The following is an 18,138-nucleotide window of genomic DNA, read 5'->3' as shown; positions in this document are numbered from 1 at the left end:
CATAGAAAAAATGCATAAAAATGCACTTTTTTGCTATTCTTGCTCACTTGTATATCTTTCAACTTCATAAGCACAATCATCAATCACTAATTCAACTTGATCAAAACTATCAATAATGCAACCAGCGGCGCGTTCATGACCACCACCGCCTCATTTTAAGGCTACATTACGAACTATTGGACCATTTGAACGAAATTCAACACGCACCCTACCATCTTCTTCTTCTAAAAATTGCACTCAAATCGGAAACCCTTTGATATTCGCAATCGAATTTACACGCAATGAACCTTGAGAAGTTTTTCCATATTTTTTTGTGGTAAGCAAGTCATTTTGAATGTATGCTACCCCTTCGCGAGTTTTTAAAGTAGACATCAATCAGGCATTAAATTTTAAGTCTTCCATGGTTGTTTGAGATAAATTCTTATGAATAAAATCTGCATCTAATCCTGCTTGATATAAATGTGCAACTAAATTAAAAGTCCTTGCACAAGTGTTATTATATAAAAAGCGTCCTGAATCGGTATAAATCCCTAAATATAAATAATTAGCAGCCTTTGGTGTTATTTTTCAATTGCTTTCAACTGCTAATTCAGTTACCATTTCATCAGCGGCTACATATGTTGAATCAACCCATCTAATAGCATTTTCCGCTAAATCATCTTCATTAGGATGGTGATCTATCCTAATAACTTGAGCAAACAAGTTTTTATCTAAAACATCACTAAATTCAATTCTCTCTTTGAAATTAGCATCCACAACAATCCCAAGTGATTTTGCCAAGATTTCATCATTAGGGATCAAATCGTGTTCAAAATTCATAAACTTAAAAGCATCTTGATGGTCACCAATTGCATAAACCATCTTATGTGGGAAGTTATCTTGAATTAACTCTTTTAGTGCAAATTGTGAACCTAGACAATCTCCATCGGGACGAATGTGATGAAAAATAACTATATTATCATATTTTTCAATTGCATTTTTAATATCTGTTAAATTACCTACTCGCATTTTTCCTCTCAATCACTTATGCTTTGATTCAAGTCCTTTAAAACATCATTAACTTGGCTTCAGTTTTCTAATGTAATTCCTGCTGCATTATCGTGTCCACCACCATTATATTTGTTTGCAACAACATTTACTAACGGTCCACTTGAACGTAATCTACCACGTATTCTACCATCTTCAAGTTGGATAAATAATGCTCAACATAAATTATTTTCAATATTTGCTAACTCATTGACATATAATGCTGCCTGTAAGGAATTGATTTCAAATTCATTTAAAAAATCTTGTTTGATTTCATAATATAAAACTCTGTTTGATTGTTTGAATTCTGAAAGAATTTTACCAATTATTTTTATATCTTTTAAACTTCTCTTACTTAGTTGTCTCAAAATGTTTTGTGGATGGAACCCATTTTGCATTAAAAATGCTACAAGTTGATATGTTCGCTGCGATGTGTCAGGAAATAAAAAGCGTCCTGAATCTGTATTAATACCTAAATAAATATGTTCTGATGCACTCTTTGATACTTTTCAACCTGCATCATAAGCTAATTGCGCAATCATCTCAGCAGCCGCTACATAATGCTCATCAATTCAATTATATTCATAATCAATATCTGCTTCATTTGGATGATGATCAATTCTTAATCTTGCAGTAGTTAATTTTTGATATAAAAGTTCAGCACACTGAATCCGATCTCCACTTGATGCATCAACAACTATTGCTAATGAATTGTTAAAATCGATGTCTTCAATTTTATCAAAATCATAGTTCATAAAATCAAAAACGCCTACATTATCACCTACCGTATAAACTTTTTTATTTGGAAAGTTTGTTTTAATAAGTTCTTTTAAACCAAATTGAGAACCTAAACAGTCACCATCAGGACGAATATGGTGAAAAATAATTATATTTTCATATTTATTAATTGCATCAATTGCTACTTTTGAATTACCTATCTTCATATAACTCCTTACTGTGCTTTTTTATGTAATTATTTATTTTCTGCATCATCTGTTTTTTAAATTCATTAGTATTATATCCATCATTAAATATATTTAATAATTTCTTATAAATTTGTTCATTCGATAGATTATTTAAGTTGTTTTTAAATTTATTTAATTCGGTGTTATTAAAAACATCTGAATTTTGCATATTTAAAATCAAGTTATTAATTTTATCATTTATATCCTGTTTTAAAAGCATTAAATCACTCATAGTTATATAATACACATCTGAAAATGTAGTTAAAAAGTTAAAATAATTTTTTATTTTTAGAAAATCTGATTCATCCAAAATCGGTTCAAATGATAATGTTTTAAAAAACGATGTATCAATTGCCTGGAATATTTGTCTCATATCATCAAAAAATGGTCCAAAATATGCTATAAGTTCTTTTTGAACTTTTAACAGTTTTTCTCAATTTGACTGTATATTAGTCACATTAGATTTTTCTTTAACATTTTGATTAATCAATTGCTGATATTTTTGCAATCTTTTATCAAGGTGATTATTAGAATTTACATCCTTTGCTAAATTATAAAATAAATTCTTTTTTCCTTGGTCTGCAAGTGCGATAAAACCTTGGAATTGATTATAAAAAATATATATATCAGAATTAATATCTCTTGGAAAATATTGTGAATTTATATATATAAAATGATTATACAATAATCCTTGTGATAATAAATTAAAATCCCCAAGATATAAAAAATCATTGGTTGTGTCTTTTAAAGAACGAAAACGATTCTCGTTTTCTCCGTGTATAAACTTATATTTTTCTAAAAAAGTTAATGAAGCAATACCTTGGTTTGAATCATTTATTTTCTCTAGTGGGATTATAGATAATTCGTTCTTTAAAAGATTAAATAATTTATGTTTTGCCTGTATCGATGCTGCAAATTTTGTTAAATCTTTTGCTGCAACTTCTCCGCTTCCTTGTCTTAATTGCTCAAATGTTTGCTTAAAAGAATTATCAAAATAGGCAACTAAGGCAAGTAAATATTTATATCTCGGATTATTTTCTTTTCTTGTATTAAGATAAAAATTATGAAAATCCTTTAGTTCAGAATCAACACTAATCGAACTACATGAAACAGTAGTTAAAAAAATTGATGGGAGTGAAAATCATAAAAGCAGTTTAAATTTCTTTTTAAACATATATATTAATTCTATCATTTTTTGGTTTTTTTAATTAAGAATTTGTCTAAATTAACAAACTAGAATATGAATACTTCTAGTACTTATATCTTATTAACTGTGAAATTTATATAACTTCTGCTAAATTTTCCTTTTTGTTATTTAATTATTAATTATACTTTGATAAGTTTTGATATATATTTATATATGTCATTCCAACATAATATATAGCAAGTTATTATCTAAGGTGACTATTTTCGCTTATTTTTTAATAACAAAAGAAAGAAAAAAATATATAATTATAAAACTATATGATTATAAAAATTAGGGGGATTTATGGATAAAAAAGATAAATTTGTGCAATTTAGACAAGAAGAAATTGCATATGCAATAGCAAAAGCAAAACAGAAACAACAAAAACAAATCTATAAAGAACAACAAAAACAACTCCCTTGAATTAAACGTGATTTAACAAAAAACTTATTTATCTCATTTTTAGTTTTAATTTTGATTATTGGTTTATTATTAATAGCATTCTTTATCGGTAAAACCTTATAGGAAGTTATCTTGGATGATGCAATTTTAGTATTATTAATAATTATTTTAATTTTATTAACTGTAATTATAATAATAATTTTATGACCTACCATACACACATTTTTTAGTTCAAAATTAAAAAAGAATAAATATGATAAACTCGGTAAAAGTAGTCAAATCCGTTTAATCAATCAGTTGCGAGAAACAGTTGAATATTTATCAAAACATAAAATAGGTGCATTAATTACCATTGAGAACACAGAAAATATTGATAATTTGAGAACTGATGGTGTTGTTTTAGATGCAAATATTTCTAGTTCTCTGCTTATTTCAATTTTTAACAAAGAATCTCCTTTACATGATGGGGCAGTAGTAATACGTGAAAATCGGATATATTATGCTGCTACATTTTATAAAATTACAAGTAAATCAGTAAGTGCAGATTACGGTTCGCGTCATCGTGCTGCAATTGGTATTTCTGAACAATCTGATGCAGTTACAATTGTTGTTTCTGAAGAAAATGGTTCGATAAGATTTATGAAACGTAGTAGCATTGAAATAATTAAAATGAATGAATTTCAAGAACAATTGATTAACTATCTTAAGGAGTAATTATGGAAAACAACACAGTTGAAATTACCCTTGCGACTCTTATTGGTAAACTTCGAATTTTAACAAAAGAGAAAAGTGTTAAGAAAATTCGGGATCTTGAAGAAGATACACCACATGCTGACTTCGCTAAGGCGGTTGAATCACTTCCTGACGAACATCAAATTTATATTTTGCGTATTTTAAAAACTGAAGAAGCTGCTGAAGTTTTTTCATACTTAGATGATGATGTAAAAATTAAACTTGTTAATTTATTTACTGATGACTTAGGACAGAAAGTTTTGCAAGAAATCGAGACTGATGAATTAGCAGACATTTTAGAAGAATTACCAGCAAATTTAACTCGCAAAATTCTTTCACAGACACCTAAGGAAAAAAGAGAAAAAATTAATCAAATTCTTTCTTTCAATGATGATCAAGTCGGAAGTTACATGAGCGTGGATATTTCAATCCTTAAATCCAATTGAACTTGTAAAAAAGCGATTGCTAAAATTAAAAGAGATTATAATCAAAATATTTTAATGGGTTATAATTTTTACATAACTGATCCACATGGTTTTTTATTAGGTGATGTAACATTAGAAGAACTTGTTTTTTCCGATGAAGATGTCTTGCTTGAAGATATATATAATGCTGTTGCAAGTGTTAAACCTACTGATGATAAAGAATTTGCAGCACAGGTTTTTTCAAACCATGATAAAGCAACTTTACCAGTTGTAACGAGTGATAACCGACTTATCGGGATGATCACTTCCGATGATGTTATCGATATTATTCAAGATGAAGCAACTGAGGATATTTATAAAATGGCTGGTATTAATGCTGATGCAGCAGAAGAAAGTTATTTAAAAACATCAATTTTGAAAATTATCAAATCCCGTGTTTTATGACTTATTATCCTTATGCTATCTGCAACTGCATCACAATTTATTATTCAAGAATTTACAAATCTTTCTGAAAATGTCATAAAAGGACTTGGTATTACAGTATCAACAGCGATTATAGTTTCACTTATTCCTATTATCTCAGGTGCCGCCGGAAATGCCGGTTCACAATCGTCAACAACAATTACCAGAGCTGCTGCATTAGGTGACTTTACTAAAAAAGAATATCGAAAGGTAATTTTCAAAGAACTTAATGTAGGTTTGATAATTGGTGCAATAATGTTTACGGTAAATGTTATGCGTCTATATGTTTATTATGGTATTTACAGTGCTTCACCAAAATTTAAAGATGAAATTGGTGACTGAGCAACATTATCATTTATCATTATTGCTAGTTCTTTATCTTTATGATTTGTAGTAATTTTTGCTAAGTTTTTAGGAACTACTATTCCACTTTTAGCAATACGTTTCAAAAAAGATCCTGCTGTTATGTCAGCACCTATTTTAACCACTCTTTCTGATGCTTTATCAACCTTGGTTTTCTTTGGACTGAATTTATTTGTTTTATGATTTGCCTGAAAAGTTGGTATCATATCATCAAAATCACACAACGAACATCATAGCAAAGAATTATTAGACATCGGCATCCCGATAATTCAAAATATGAATATTTATACACCTATTAACTTACCAAATCTAGGAGTTTAATTATGGATAATACAGTAGATATTGAAAAATTAAAGTTATTAGCAGAACGCTATAACGAAATTAATGATGAATTAAAAGAAATAAAAAAGGAGATGAATCAACTTGTATCTGGTACTCAAGTTGCTATTCACGAAAGACTTTCTGATGGTGGATTCGTAATATATGAAAAACCTGAAAACAAAGAAGTGATTAGTAAAAACTTAATAAATGCAATGCTTATCGATATAATTATGCGCTTAAGTAAAGGTGAGCTAGAGAAAGCTCCAAACATTGAAGAATTGAAAACTCAAATCGCTTTAGGTTGTCGACTTGAAAAAACATTTAAATGAAGATTACAAATTAAAAGAAAATAAGGAGATATATGAATATTATTAGGTTTGAAGAAACCCCGACTGCAAACCAAGGCTCAGTTACAACTAATACCACTGCTTCTCCGTTTGGTGGTAGTGGGATTATTATATGAGTTATTTTTGGTGTAGTTATTCTTGCACTAATAGGTTATTTTGTTTATCAATCAATTAAAACTAAGGTTGAAAACAAAAGAACAAAGGCTGCTGCTGCTGAATATGAATGAAATTCGAAGTTATATTGGTATGAGACTACTGTTAAGTTAAATAAATTGATTGATTTAAATCACCAAACACATGAAAATTTTGTTGTAAGTATTGGTGAATACAAAATGTCACATATCAATATGGCTACAAAAAGCCTTCTTAATGATATCTTAGATGAATATGAATTTAAAAATTTTATTATTCAAAATCCTAAATTTCAAAAAGAAGTGCAAGAAATACAGATGCTAAGAGATTTAAATTCTAATCTTTGAGAAAAGAAATTTAGTATTCTGCTTGCTGACTTTAAAAAATATGTACCAGAAGCACAAAAAATAGCAACGGAAGCTGCACGAACAAATGTAGATGATTTAAAAACACCTGAACAAATCGAATCTGCTTTTGAAGAAAAATATAAAGAAAGATTGTTAGAAAAACGTAATGCAATGAATTAAATCATTAAATGTTCCTAATAAACTTACTTTAATAAGAATTATTTTAGTTATACCAATTATTATCCTTATTAGTATTAATGCAACGATTTTCTTTGCAAATAAAGATATTTTAAATCAAACTAATTCGCTTTTAGCTATTATGTATTTAATTTTTAACATCCTTATTTTTATTATCTTTATCACTGCGATGATTACTGATTATTATGATGGTAAAATAGCACGTAAAAACCGTATTATTACTGCTTTTGGTAAGTTATGAGATCCTCTGGCTGATAAAATAATGACAACTTCTGTTTTAATTTATCTTTCTGTTATTTCTTATACGCCAATTTGGTCAACAGTATTATTCATATTACGTGACATAATTGTTGATGGATGTCGTGGGTTATTGATAAAAAATAATCAGGAAATTTCAGCAAACTTTTGAGGTAAACTAAAGACTTTATTAATGAGTTTTGCTATACCTATATTACTTTTATTTGTAATTATTATGCAATTTATACCTAATATTTCATATTATCATAGTTATTTATATTACTGAATTTATATAATAAACATTCCTTTATTTATAGCACAATTATTCTCGTTATTTTCTGGATATATTTATATAAAATTAGCAACAAAATTTTTCTTTTAAGACAAAAAGTTGGTGTTACCAACTTTTTATGTAAATAAATCTAAATCATAATAAATTGCATATAATATTTTGCTTCAATATAACAAACCAATTAGTTCTCCAAATGCTTCTTCATCGTTATTAGCTATTTCTATCTCAACAGATTTAGAATCATCAATATATGAAATAAAATAGTTATTAAAAGAATTAAGACTGGTATTTTTAAAGGCATGTAAGGTAAAATTAGAAAGATTTGATAATAAATCATCAAAATCAATATTCGAAGATAATTGATAATCAAAATATTTACGTTTAAATACAAAATAAAATAAAGTTTTTGGTAAACCGTTTGATAAAATAGATTGACCTATGCTAGAAATATCCCGAGAAAAAACACAACTATCATTAAAAACTTTTTTTCTTACTGTAAGCATATTAAAATGGTAAGCAAACACCTTTGATAAATTTTCTAAAAAATCATCATAACCAACAAAGATATTTAATGAAATATCTTTTTTTGTGTTGTTTGCTTTATAAAAATTAACTAAATGTAAAAACAAACCTAGTGCTTTGTTAAAATATGAATCGTTTGCATAAATGCTTTCAGAAATGTTTTTATACCCGTGAATTAATTTATTTAAATTTACTCCTTGTGTAGCTAATAATACTAAATATAACTCTGAGAAAAAAGAAAATTGGTTATGAACTGATGATGAGACAAACAATATATTAGAATCAGGGATATTATATTTTGCTAAATTAGCAAACCATTCTTTTTTACCAATAAAATAAATAAGTTTTTGCACAAAAAATTCACTTGCATGCTGGTTAAATTTTGATAGAACTAATTCAATCAACCATTTACTTTTTAATTTATTGATGTTATCAAATACATCTAAAAACATTATTCCTGTATGTTTTATATCACAGTGATGAAAATATGTATAAATCTTAGATTCAATGTTAACTTTTGTATCTTCGTTATTAATAAAAATTAATTTTATCTTTACATCAGAATAAAAATCATATTTACCAAAAATAAATTCAAGTGCTGATTGAAGCATCAATTGTGTCTGTTTTGATGCTATTACTAGCAAATATTTAATATTATTTTTATATAATAAATTACAAAAATTAATAATATTATTAAATCCTTTAACACTATAATTTATTGCTATATCATCAAATCCTAGGTGTTGTGAACCTTTAAAATTTAAACTTTTAAGTTTACTGATAATATTAGTGTTAAAAATGTATAATTCTTTTTGTAGATATTTTGCTTTATATAAAGTATTTATTTTAACCTTTGACATCTTTATTTACATCCTGGTTATTTTCTCGTTTTGCAAATTCCTTGATGCGTATGTTCATATAATTAATTAAGTTTCTAAAACCTTTTGAAGTTTCTTTTAATCAATAATTTCCATATGTTCTTAATTCATTAGGATGATTTTTTTTATAACTTCCATATCCATAGTTTTTGTTTATATTAAAATATAAACAGACAAAATTTACGATATCTCCTATTTTGAATATATCGTAAATTTTGCAAGGTTTATAATCGCTAATATCTTCGCGATAAATAAAAAACTTAGTAAAATCCTTGGTTTGCAATGAAACATATTGTGGACCTACTTTAAACACTTTTGCTATAACAATATCACCGACCTTGTATTTCATTATATAATTATATCTTATTATTTTAAAATTACCCGTCTTTTAGATTCGAATTGATAATCACTAGCATATAATGAACCGTCACTAAAATCTAACTTTATTGCATTCTTAATTGGCTCAAAATAAGCATAATATACTTTCAAGCGTTTATTTTGATAAATTATATATGCACCCGGATTGCTTGAAAAACAACGTATGATATTAAATGCTTGTTGTTTACTCATATAACTAGTTAAAAGTGCATCATCTTTACTTAACTTAGGAGACAAAACTACTTTGGATACATCTTGTTTTATAGGATTTATTTTATTCAACTCTATATCTTTTAGTCATTTTACTATATTTTCAGAAGCTAAATTTGAAAGTTTTTCAAACATTGTTTGTGATGTATCTCTTGGTAAGATAGCAATTTTTGATGTAAACAGAATGTCTCCTGCATCAAATTCTTTGGTCATATATATTAGTGAAATTCCTGTTTCTGAATCGTTATTTAACAAACTATATTGAATCGGTGCTGCTCCACGATATTTAGGAAGTAAAGAACCATGAATATTTATAGATGCTATTTTTGGTAAATCAAGAATTTTTGTTGGGATATATTGACCGAAAGCACAAGTTAAAAATATATCAACTTGATATGATGCTAACTGCTCATAGATTTGCGATATTTTCTGGGGTTGATATAAAGGAATATTATATTTTTTTGCAAGTAATTTCACTGGTGTAGGATTTACTTTATATCCACGTGATGCTGGACGATCTGGCTGACTGACAATGGCAACTACATCAAAGTTATTTATCACTTGTTCAAAGGGTTTAACAGCAAATTCAGGTGTTCCTGCTAAGATAATTTTCATTATTTATCCTTTTTATTACCAATTCATAAGGAACGATAGTTTGATAGTTTATTTATAAGCATTAGTATTTTTTTAGCCATCGGTGTTAATCCGTTTCGATCATCTTTATACCCGTCTTTGAAAAACTGTTTATCCAGTAATTCAGGGGTATAATAAGAACCGAAAATAACTATTTTTTTATTCGCTACACATTCTGTTAATAAAGGTTCTAAAAAAGTTTCTAAAAATCAATTTGAAAACTTTTTTAGTCCAAGTTCGTCAAAAATAATTACATCTAAGTACAAAATACTGGTTAAAAAATCATTAATTTCACTTACTATATCTTCGCTATTACGTCTTATGAAAGTTTTTGAATATGAATCTAAATTATTAATATTTAAATAGGCAACTTTTTTATTCATTAAAGCAAATTCGTTAGTCAAAGCTGATAACATTAGATTTCGTGAACTTTCTGCATCACCGTATAAGAAAAACCCACGAAATTTATTTTCATTAATTAATCATGGTGAATTTATTTCCATCATATGTTTAAATCCACTTTCTGATTCTGAGGTAATTTGTAAATGTGACAAACTTTCAGATGTCATCGGTGAAGAAATGTATTTAAATTTTATGTTATTCAATAATTTATAGTCAGTTATATAAGGTGATTTGTGATTAAGTGTCTTGGTAAAATTTATTTGACCATTATACCCACGTTTAATATTTGTAATAAATAAACGATTCGGGTCATTTTGTTCTTGAACATAGTCAATTAAATTGGCATATGAATTAATAATATCATTCTCTGTAAATGCTAATGTTTTAAAAATAGGTGATAATATTGGATTTTGTTTAATTTCATTAATAACTTGTTGTTTTGATGGTAAATTTGTTAAAGAAAGATGTGGGTTTTGAAAATTAGATCTGGGTTTTGAAAAATCAAACATTAACTAGTCTTTCTAGTGAGAAAATCTTGTTTTAATACAGTTTTTTGCTCAAAAATATGGGTGTATCTCTTATCAATTTTTAATTTACCATCTAAATATTTTTCAATATCTTCAAATTTAAACAAGTTTTGTGAACTTATTTCTAAAATCATTGTTCAGATGTGTTTATGTCACTTATCGCTTTTATATTTTAAACGTGCTATATACATAATTAAGTTTAAACATTTGCTTTCTGGAATTCTATCTGTTCATGTTTTTAATGAAATTTCATCAGCTGATGAAATTTCTTCATTACTTAGTTGTTTAAAAAAAGCCTGTGGTGTAAGTTTTAAAATTGCTTCATATGCATTAGAATATTGTACATTTCCTATTTCTAATGGAATAGGAAGGTTATGTTTTTTAGTATAAACCTTAATTTCTTGATCACTTATTAAAGTAGCACCTTGATTCATAATTAATTTTCTTTCAATTTGCTCTGATTCTGTTTGATTTACAGTTGAAAAAACACTAAAAAAATCTGATGTAATATCTTCATAATTAAATTCATATGAAGACACAATTTTTTGCCTTCTGGATTTTATGAACTTATCAAAATTTATCTTCCCTATTTTACTTACAATTAAATTAGTCAAAAAGGTATTTCGCTGGATATTTTCAGGTGTAAGTGGTTTTTGAATTTCAAAAATTGTTAAGGCTTTTTTATTATCTTTATATGTATTAATCAAACCAGCTCCTTCTAAACGGACACGAGCCGATTGAAGTTGTGATTCGTGTATATTTATAAAAATTGCTAATGTTGAAAAATCATATTCAACCACACTATAATCTTGCCCACCTGCTAAATCCAGTAAATACTCGTATAAACATACTCCTTCAGGGCCTAAAAAACTTCCATAAAATTGTCTTAGGTTATGTAAATCATCTGTAGAGATATTAAAATTTTTAGAAATAACAAAATTATTATATTCCAAATGTTGCATTAAACTCATCTGGTACTCCTTTTTAGATAATCAGGTAAGAATAATTTTAAATACTTATTTATATTTTTGCAGAATTTTCATAATTTTTTGCTTAGTATCACGACTTCTCATAGGGATATTCACAACCCTTTTGTTTCTAAAAAATTCGTTTTTAGTTCATTTATAGTTATTTTTTTTATCTAAATACTCAAAAAATGACTTTTCCACAAAGCGCTTATTAACAAATTCCTTGCGCTTTTTCGGACATATAGACATATTTCAAATTTCATCAAAAAGGTCACTAAAATCTGTTATTTGAGTAAATAAAATTGGTATTTCAACAAAATCAAATGTTTCTTGTAGTAATTTTGTTTTTAAATATGGATATAAAAGTCTTTCAAGAGTTTCAAAATTGTTATAATCAAGTGCTAATCAATCTTTTAAAACTTGTTTTGATATTCTACCATCCTTTATTAAAAACTCTCCGATGCTGCATTGTATCAGTTTGATAAAGGCTAAATCATTTTGATATATATTTAATACATATTCATCCATATTTATGGTTTTATAGCCCAAGGAAGCTAATGTGTTAAGAAAATAACTTTTTCCTGAGGCGATTCTACCTACAATTGCTATTTTTTTAGTTTTATTAGTCATGATTTTACCGTATTAAGTTGTAGTTGATCAAGAACATCATTTGCAGCTTCTAAATCGATGTTGAGCAGATATTTTTGGATATTCAGATCAAAATCACTTACATCTGTGTTTAATTTTGCCAGTTCATAGCACATTTTTCCATCACTATAACCTGCTAAAAGTTTTTCTTTAATTGATTTGGTAAAGAGATTGCTGTTTACGATATTTTTATAGATATTATCAAAGTCATTGAAAGCCTTAATTAACTTAATTGCTGTTATATCACCAATTCCACATACTCCAGGTAGATTATCCGATGGATCACCTTTTAAACCTTTATATGTAGCTATTTGATTAGGTTTTATATGATAAAATTCAACAAAATTTTGCTCATTAATATGAAGATATTCATTTTTTTTATTCAATATAACTTCAACATCTGAACTAACTAATTGTAATAAATCTTTATCGGCTGAAAAAATAAACTTTTTACCTGGTATTTTTGTGACATAAGTTGCAACAAGGTCGTCTGCTTCATCACCAAATTGCTGAAATCATGGTAATTTTAACACACTTAAAATCTCTTTGATTTTATCAATTTGCAAATATAGCTCATTCGGAGATGAAGCACGACCTGATTTATACTTACTATATTGCAAGTGTCTTTTCGTTTTTCCTGGTGCATCAAAAGCGATGAAAAGGTATTTTGGTTTTATGTGTTTAATTAACTTAATCATTTGCATTAAAAATAGTTGTAATGCATTAGTTGGAAAACCTTCATCGTTTCTTAAAATATTAGTTAAATCGCCTCGATATGATGCATAAAAAGATTGAAAAATTAAATAATTTCCATCTATTACTAATGAAATTTCTTGCTTAGTCATTGATTAGTTCCTTGTATTCGATAAGATTATAAAATCCGTTGCGCTTTTTTACAAATGCTCGAATTCGTGTTTTTGGTTTTCGATTTAATAAATTTTTTATATTTTGACTTCAACCTTGCAGTTCTACAACCGCTGAAATATCTTTAACTTTTACCTTTGTGTGTCTAGGATTGTTTCCGTTTTTAACTGATAAAATCTCAACATCGATTCATAAACCTACTTCATTAACATTAATCAGACACGGAATATGATCATCTTTTAATTTTTTTAAATATTCTTTATTATCCGTTGTATATTTGGCCCCTAAATATTTAATTTCATATGCTTCTTGCTCGGTTAAATCTTCGGTAACTGGTGGAAATATCATTTGTGAGACCTGTGCATTTGATATATATGTTAATAAAAAATCAAAATCATCTAAATTTTCCGAACTTCTTTTTACTTGCATCTGATAGGCGGCAAAAAGTTCATTAATAGTTGGAATCATAGTAAGTAAATATTTAACTCCACCAAAGCTTCTGAAAACTCCTGCTTTAATTAAAATATCTATAACTGCTTCACCAATACCTACCCTTTTTAATCTTAAAATAGCAGTTATAAAATCAGGATAATATCCGTAATTACTGCGTTCACTGATAATCTTAGTTACAGCAACCGAACCAATACCTTTGATAATCTGCAAGGAAAGATAAATACGATCCTTTCAAAACACTGCTGAGGCACCAGAGATATTAATATCAGGAGCTACAACTAAAATACCTTGCATATAAGCCTCTTCTGAATATCTTTTGATATTTGATGAATCTATCCCTGCATCTGATAATAATGCTTGATAAAAAATTTGTGGATAGCGTGTTTTATAATAGGCTAATTTATATGCTATCAATGCATATGCGACAGCATGAGCTTTGTTAAATCCGTAATTTGCAAAACTTTCTATTTTACTATAAATTTCTTCAAGCTTTTCTTCTGGAATATTATTTTTTAGTCCACCTTCAAAGAATAAACCTTTTAATTTATGTAACTCTTGCTCATCTTTTTTAGAAATTGCACGACGTAAAAGGTCTGCTTGTGAAAAAGTCATCCCTGTCAATTTTTGAGCTATTTGCATAATTTGTTCTTGATATACTATAATCCCATATGTTTGCTTCACAATAGCATCATAAATCGGATGTACTTTTTCGATTAAGTGAATATTCTGTTTATTTTTAGCGTATATCGGTATATATTTTGCAGGTCCTGGTCTAAATAGTGAAATAATTGCATAAATATCATCAAAACTATCAACATGCACTTGTTTTATAGTTTGTCTCATTTTAGGAGATTCAAGTTGAAAAATTCCATCAGTATATTGTTTGTTTAATAAATCAAATGTTATTTTATCATTAAAAAGTGAATAAGATTGATTCATTATATTATCAAAATGGTTTTCTTCAGGTAGTTGGTTTTCAATTTCTTGTATAAAAGTAAGGTTTTTTAGTCCTAAAAAGTCTATCTTAATTAAACCGAAACGTTCTAAATAATTCATTGTAATTTCTATTTGTTGAAAACTATTATCATTATAATGAGTTGCTACTAATTGATTAATTGGTTGATTTGCAACCACTACACCAGCAGCATGTAAACCAACCTGTCGTGGCAGTCCTTCAATTTTTGATGCTAGTTGATGTAATAAAGGAAATTTAGAAATATGTAATCTATATTTTGAATTATTTTCGTAAGCATCTAAAAGGTTTTTATCATTTAAACTTAGTGTTGATGCAATGTTATCTATTTCAGTTTTGCTGATATTGATTAAATTTTTTGAAATTAAATAACGAGCAACATCGCGAATTGAATTTTTACTAGCCAATGTCTGAAAAGTCGATATTAATGCAAAATTTTCGCTTCCATATTTTTGTTTTAAATAACTTAATACTTCATCGCGACGGTTATCTTGAATATCAATATCAATATCAGGTAATGACACACGATCGACATTCAAAAATCTTTCAAAAAGTAAGTCAAATTCAAGTGGATTAATCGATGTAATTTCTAATAAATATGCTACCAAGGAACCTGATGAACTACCCCGACCTGGTCCGATATTTATCTTATGCTCGCGGGCATAAGAGAGTGCATCATGAATAATTAAAAAATAATCAATAAATCCAAGCGAATCAATCACTTTTACTTCATGTTTAATTCTTTGAATAACTTGTTCTTTATCATAATGTTTAATTAGTTGCTGGTAGCGTTTACCTAATACCTTTGACTGAAATATTTCTTTGGAATTTTCGGAAAACTTTGCTAATTTGATTTTTGAATCAGGTTTACTAATTGATATTGATTCAACTATTTTTAGCATATTTAGATAAACTATCTCATCAATATCTTCAAATTCATTATCATCAAAATAATCATTATATACTCTTATTGTTTCGTTTTTGCCTGCTATAAAAGTTAAGATAGGTAATAGTTCATTGTCATCAAAATGTAGAATCCTTTTGGTTGGAGCATAAACACTTTGATGATGTAATACTTTTTTTGAATTAAGATAGAAATTATCTAAATAATAATCTAAATTAATTTCTTTTGCTATATGTCCATATTCATCATGATCAATTAAGTAAATATCATTATTATCAAGGTAATAATAATCAGGGATTTGACTTTGTGAAATATTTGTAACGATTTTATATAAGTAATTTAATCCATTATTATTTTTTGCTATAGCAATAACTCTAAAACCTTGGATAAGTTCTAATTCAACTCCTATGATAGGTTTAAAATCATATTCATCCATAAATTCTCAATAATACTGCAAAGCATAAAAATTTTGAAAGTCAGTTAAGGTGATATATTCTTGATTCATTAGTTTGCTTAAATGCAGCAAATCAGCAACCCTAATTGTAGAATTTAAAAATGAATATTCAGTATTTGTATGTAGATAGATTTTTTTTCTCATATTTAAATTCTATTATATTTATTTTTTAAATAAATATAATAATATTATTAACATACTTATTCACAAGTTATATATATAAAAAATACCTTTTCCCACCTTTACAAAGGAGAAAAAGGTAGATTACAATTAGTTATTCAGATGTATAAAAATATTCTACTTCTGCTTTTTCCATTATATATGTATCAATATTTTTAATAATATCTTCATATATTATAAGAATGTTGCGATTCTTTGCTAATGTAACTAATGAAAACACTTCTAAGAAGATGTTATTGTTTAAATGAATTTTTTTTGATATATCCTTTCCTATTACAATAGCTTTTAATTTAACATCGTTTATTATATTAAATAAATTTTTGTCAATTGTATTAACATATAATGTTGTTGCAATACGCTTTTTTAAATTTTCCGATATTTTCTGTTTAAGTTTTGGAACATCAAATATATTTTTTTCGCTATATACTAGTGGGATTGGTGATTCTTGTGTTATAAAAAAATTATCTTGCAAAAAAACTTCCTGAGAAATTTTAAATAACTTATTTTTTGATTTTTTTGTCAATTTTTGCGATAAAAAATCATTTCATTTTGGTTGGAAAATAAAGTTTAAGTAAGGGTTATTTTTAAATAATATAAAATTTTTATTGTTTTCAAAATTATTTTTGCATTTTAATTCTGCTACTGATAATCTTGTGACATCATTGGAATTATATTTTAATATTTTGTGTTTGCTAATATTAAAATTTTCATCTAAATTATTATTAATAAATAAATATTGCGATAAATCTGTTTTAAATTTCAAAAACTCTTTATCTTTTTCAATTAGTTTTTTATTAAGAAATTCATTGTATGAATCTGGTTTTGCAATAATGTTATATAATGAAAATTTTAAAATTTCTTCTACTGCTGATATTTGATTTAGCGAATCAATTTTACGTTCAAATACCGTTGCTGCAAGTAATATTTGTGTATATAATGATAATTCATTGATGTTTTTTACTTTATTAATATAATGCTCTATTTTAGTTAAAAAATTCTTTTTTATAAGAAAATAAATCATTCCATCTTTATTAAAAAAGTATGATTTCTTTATATTAAAATTAAATAAATAACCAATATTACTTAAATCTGTATCATTTATATGATTTGAAATTAAGGTATGTGGTTTTAAAGCAAAACCCAAAACTATATATGAACCGAGTCTTATATTTGTTTTTTCTTCATATGAATTATTTATGATATTTAATGGTTTGTTTTCTCTAAAATTTGTTCATTTAATCTGACAAAAAAATTCACCTTTTTGGTTGTTTGTAACTTGCATATGATAAGGTTTTTTGTGAGTAAAATTTCTATCAAATCTAAAAATAAGTTTGTCAATAAAACTAAAGTCATTACGAATTTTATTATTTATAAAAACCTGTAAATCTTGCAACGAAAAATTATTATTTTGATTTTCTAAGATAACTTCTATCTCGCTTATACTCTCTGAATCAAAATATTCTAAAAATTTTTTTAATGGTATATACTTATACATTTTAAAATCACTTTTTTTAGAATCAAAAATTGTTGATAGAAAATAAAACCTTGGATTTAATCGTATTACTCGCTTATTGTTATAATCAATTTTAAACAAAATAACACCAGATGCACTTCGGCGATATAGATAAAAAATAGCCAAAGCAAAAACAACTATGATAATTAAAATTAAAATTGCACAAATAATAGCTAAAATAATTCAAAGCAGCATC

The 18,138-nt window shown here is 26.6% G+C and carries 18 protein-coding genes; 6 read left to right on the top strand and 12 right to left on the bottom strand.

Annotated elements, in window-relative coordinates:
- Window positions 1–33 precede the first annotated feature (33 nt).
- From ACXYRQ_RS01025 to ACXYRQ_RS01015, 3 genes are read right to left on the bottom strand one after another with little or no spacing between them, the layout of a single operon-like run.
- On the bottom strand, window positions 34–1,008 hold the full coding sequence (locus tag ACXYRQ_RS01025) for a DHH family phosphoesterase (RefSeq protein WP_458614525.1): 975 nt from the start codon (window positions 1,006–1,008) through the stop codon (window positions 34–36).
- Window positions 999–1,970 carry a DHH family phosphoesterase gene (locus ACXYRQ_RS01020; protein ID WP_458614524.1) on the bottom strand — a complete coding sequence of 324 codons (972 nt, stop codon included), beginning with the start codon at window positions 1,968–1,970 and terminating at the stop codon, window positions 999–1,001. The genes ACXYRQ_RS01025 and ACXYRQ_RS01020 overlap by 10 nt, the downstream gene beginning before the upstream one ends.
- Entirely contained in the window at window positions 1,957–3,165 is a 1,209-nt protein-coding gene (locus ACXYRQ_RS01015; protein ID WP_458614523.1) for a hypothetical protein, read from the bottom strand. The genes ACXYRQ_RS01020 and ACXYRQ_RS01015 overlap by 14 nt, the downstream gene beginning before the upstream one ends.
- 315 nt (window positions 3,166–3,480) lie before the next feature.
- Here ACXYRQ_RS01015 and ACXYRQ_RS01010 point away from each other — a divergent pair, with 315 nt between their 5' ends.
- Genes ACXYRQ_RS01010 through pgsA form a run of 6 tightly spaced genes read left to right on the top strand, consistent with a single transcriptional unit; the run spans window position 3,481 to window position 7,525 of the window.
- Complete coding sequence (locus ACXYRQ_RS01010) at window positions 3,481–3,702, top strand: hypothetical protein (RefSeq protein WP_458597448.1); 222 nt, start codon at window positions 3,481–3,483, stop codon at window positions 3,700–3,702.
- 9 nt (window positions 3,703–3,711) lie between these two features.
- Window positions 3,712–4,293, top strand: coding sequence for a diadenylate cyclase (locus tag ACXYRQ_RS01005; protein WP_458614522.1), 582 nt, complete (start codon window positions 3,712–3,714; stop codon window positions 4,291–4,293).
- A 2-nt stretch (window positions 4,294–4,295) separates the two neighbouring features.
- Window positions 4,296–5,882 carry a magnesium transporter gene (gene mgtE / locus ACXYRQ_RS01000; protein ID WP_458614100.1) on the top strand — a complete coding sequence of 529 codons (1,587 nt, stop codon included), beginning with the start codon at window positions 4,296–4,298 and terminating at the stop codon, window positions 5,880–5,882.
- 2 nt (window positions 5,883–5,884) lie between these two features.
- Window positions 5,885–6,235: a hypothetical protein gene (locus ACXYRQ_RS00995; RefSeq protein WP_435128440.1), complete on the top strand. Its 351-nt coding sequence runs from the start codon at window positions 5,885–5,887 to the stop codon at window positions 6,233–6,235.
- An 8-nt stretch (window positions 6,236–6,243) separates the two neighbouring features.
- Window positions 6,244–6,888 (top strand): MHJ_0274 family protein, encoded by a 645-nt coding sequence (locus ACXYRQ_RS00990; RefSeq protein ID WP_458614521.1) that lies wholly within the window; start codon window positions 6,244–6,246, stop codon window positions 6,886–6,888.
- Window positions 6,875–7,525: a CDP-diacylglycerol--glycerol-3-phosphate 3-phosphatidyltransferase gene (pgsA, locus tag ACXYRQ_RS00985; protein WP_458607244.1), complete on the top strand. Its 651-nt coding sequence runs from the start codon at window positions 6,875–6,877 to the stop codon at window positions 7,523–7,525. The genes ACXYRQ_RS00990 and pgsA overlap by 14 nt, the downstream gene beginning before the upstream one ends.
- A 26-nt stretch (window positions 7,526–7,551) precedes the next feature.
- Here pgsA and ACXYRQ_RS00980 read toward each other — a convergent pair whose 3' ends face one another.
- The 9 genes from ACXYRQ_RS00980 to ACXYRQ_RS00940 form a co-directional block, all read right to left on the bottom strand.
- Complete coding sequence (locus tag ACXYRQ_RS00980; RefSeq protein WP_458614520.1) at window positions 7,552–8,817, bottom strand: hypothetical protein; 1,266 nt, start codon at window positions 8,815–8,817, stop codon at window positions 7,552–7,554.
- Complete coding sequence (locus ACXYRQ_RS00975) at window positions 8,804–9,184, bottom strand: S1 domain-containing protein (RefSeq protein ID WP_458607246.1); 381 nt, start codon at window positions 9,182–9,184, stop codon at window positions 8,804–8,806. The genes ACXYRQ_RS00980 and ACXYRQ_RS00975 overlap by 14 nt, the downstream gene beginning before the upstream one ends.
- 17 nt (window positions 9,185–9,201) lie before the next feature.
- On the bottom strand, window positions 9,202–10,038 hold the full coding sequence (fmt, locus tag ACXYRQ_RS00970; protein WP_435128455.1) for a methionyl-tRNA formyltransferase: 837 nt from the start codon (window positions 10,036–10,038) through the stop codon (window positions 9,202–9,204).
- Window positions 10,038–10,967 carry a hypothetical protein gene (locus ACXYRQ_RS00965; protein WP_435128458.1) on the bottom strand — a complete coding sequence of 310 codons (930 nt, stop codon included), beginning with the start codon at window positions 10,965–10,967 and terminating at the stop codon, window positions 10,038–10,040. The genes fmt and ACXYRQ_RS00965 overlap by 1 nt, the downstream gene beginning before the upstream one ends.
- Entirely contained in the window at window positions 10,967–11,956 is a 990-nt protein-coding gene (locus ACXYRQ_RS00960) for a replication initiation and membrane attachment family protein (protein WP_458597464.1), read from the bottom strand. The genes ACXYRQ_RS00965 and ACXYRQ_RS00960 overlap by 1 nt, the downstream gene beginning before the upstream one ends.
- A gap of 45 nt (window positions 11,957–12,001) precedes the next feature.
- Window positions 12,002–12,583: a dephospho-CoA kinase gene (locus tag ACXYRQ_RS00955; protein WP_458597466.1), complete on the bottom strand. Its 582-nt coding sequence runs from the start codon at window positions 12,581–12,583 to the stop codon at window positions 12,002–12,004.
- Window positions 12,559–13,446 (bottom strand): 5'-3' exonuclease, encoded by an 888-nt coding sequence (locus ACXYRQ_RS00950; protein ID WP_458614519.1) that lies wholly within the window; start codon window positions 13,444–13,446, stop codon window positions 12,559–12,561. Before ACXYRQ_RS00950 ends, ACXYRQ_RS00955 begins: the two co-directional genes overlap by 25 nt.
- A complete protein-coding gene (gene dnaE / locus ACXYRQ_RS00945) occupies window positions 13,439–16,393 on the bottom strand; it encodes a DNA polymerase III subunit alpha (RefSeq protein ID WP_458597470.1) in 2,955 nt (984 codons plus the stop codon). The genes ACXYRQ_RS00950 and dnaE overlap by 8 nt, the downstream gene beginning before the upstream one ends.
- A 130-nt stretch (window positions 16,394–16,523) precedes the next feature.
- Window positions 16,524–18,137 (bottom strand): MHO_4530 family protein, encoded by a 1,614-nt coding sequence (locus tag ACXYRQ_RS00940; protein ID WP_458614518.1) that lies wholly within the window; start codon window positions 18,135–18,137, stop codon window positions 16,524–16,526.
- Window position 18,138: the final 1 nt, after the last annotated feature.

This window comes from Mycoplasma sp. 394 (assembly GCF_054353895.1).
Note: the sequence above shows the minus strand (reverse complement) of the source record. Positions and strands in the feature narration are given on the sequence as shown.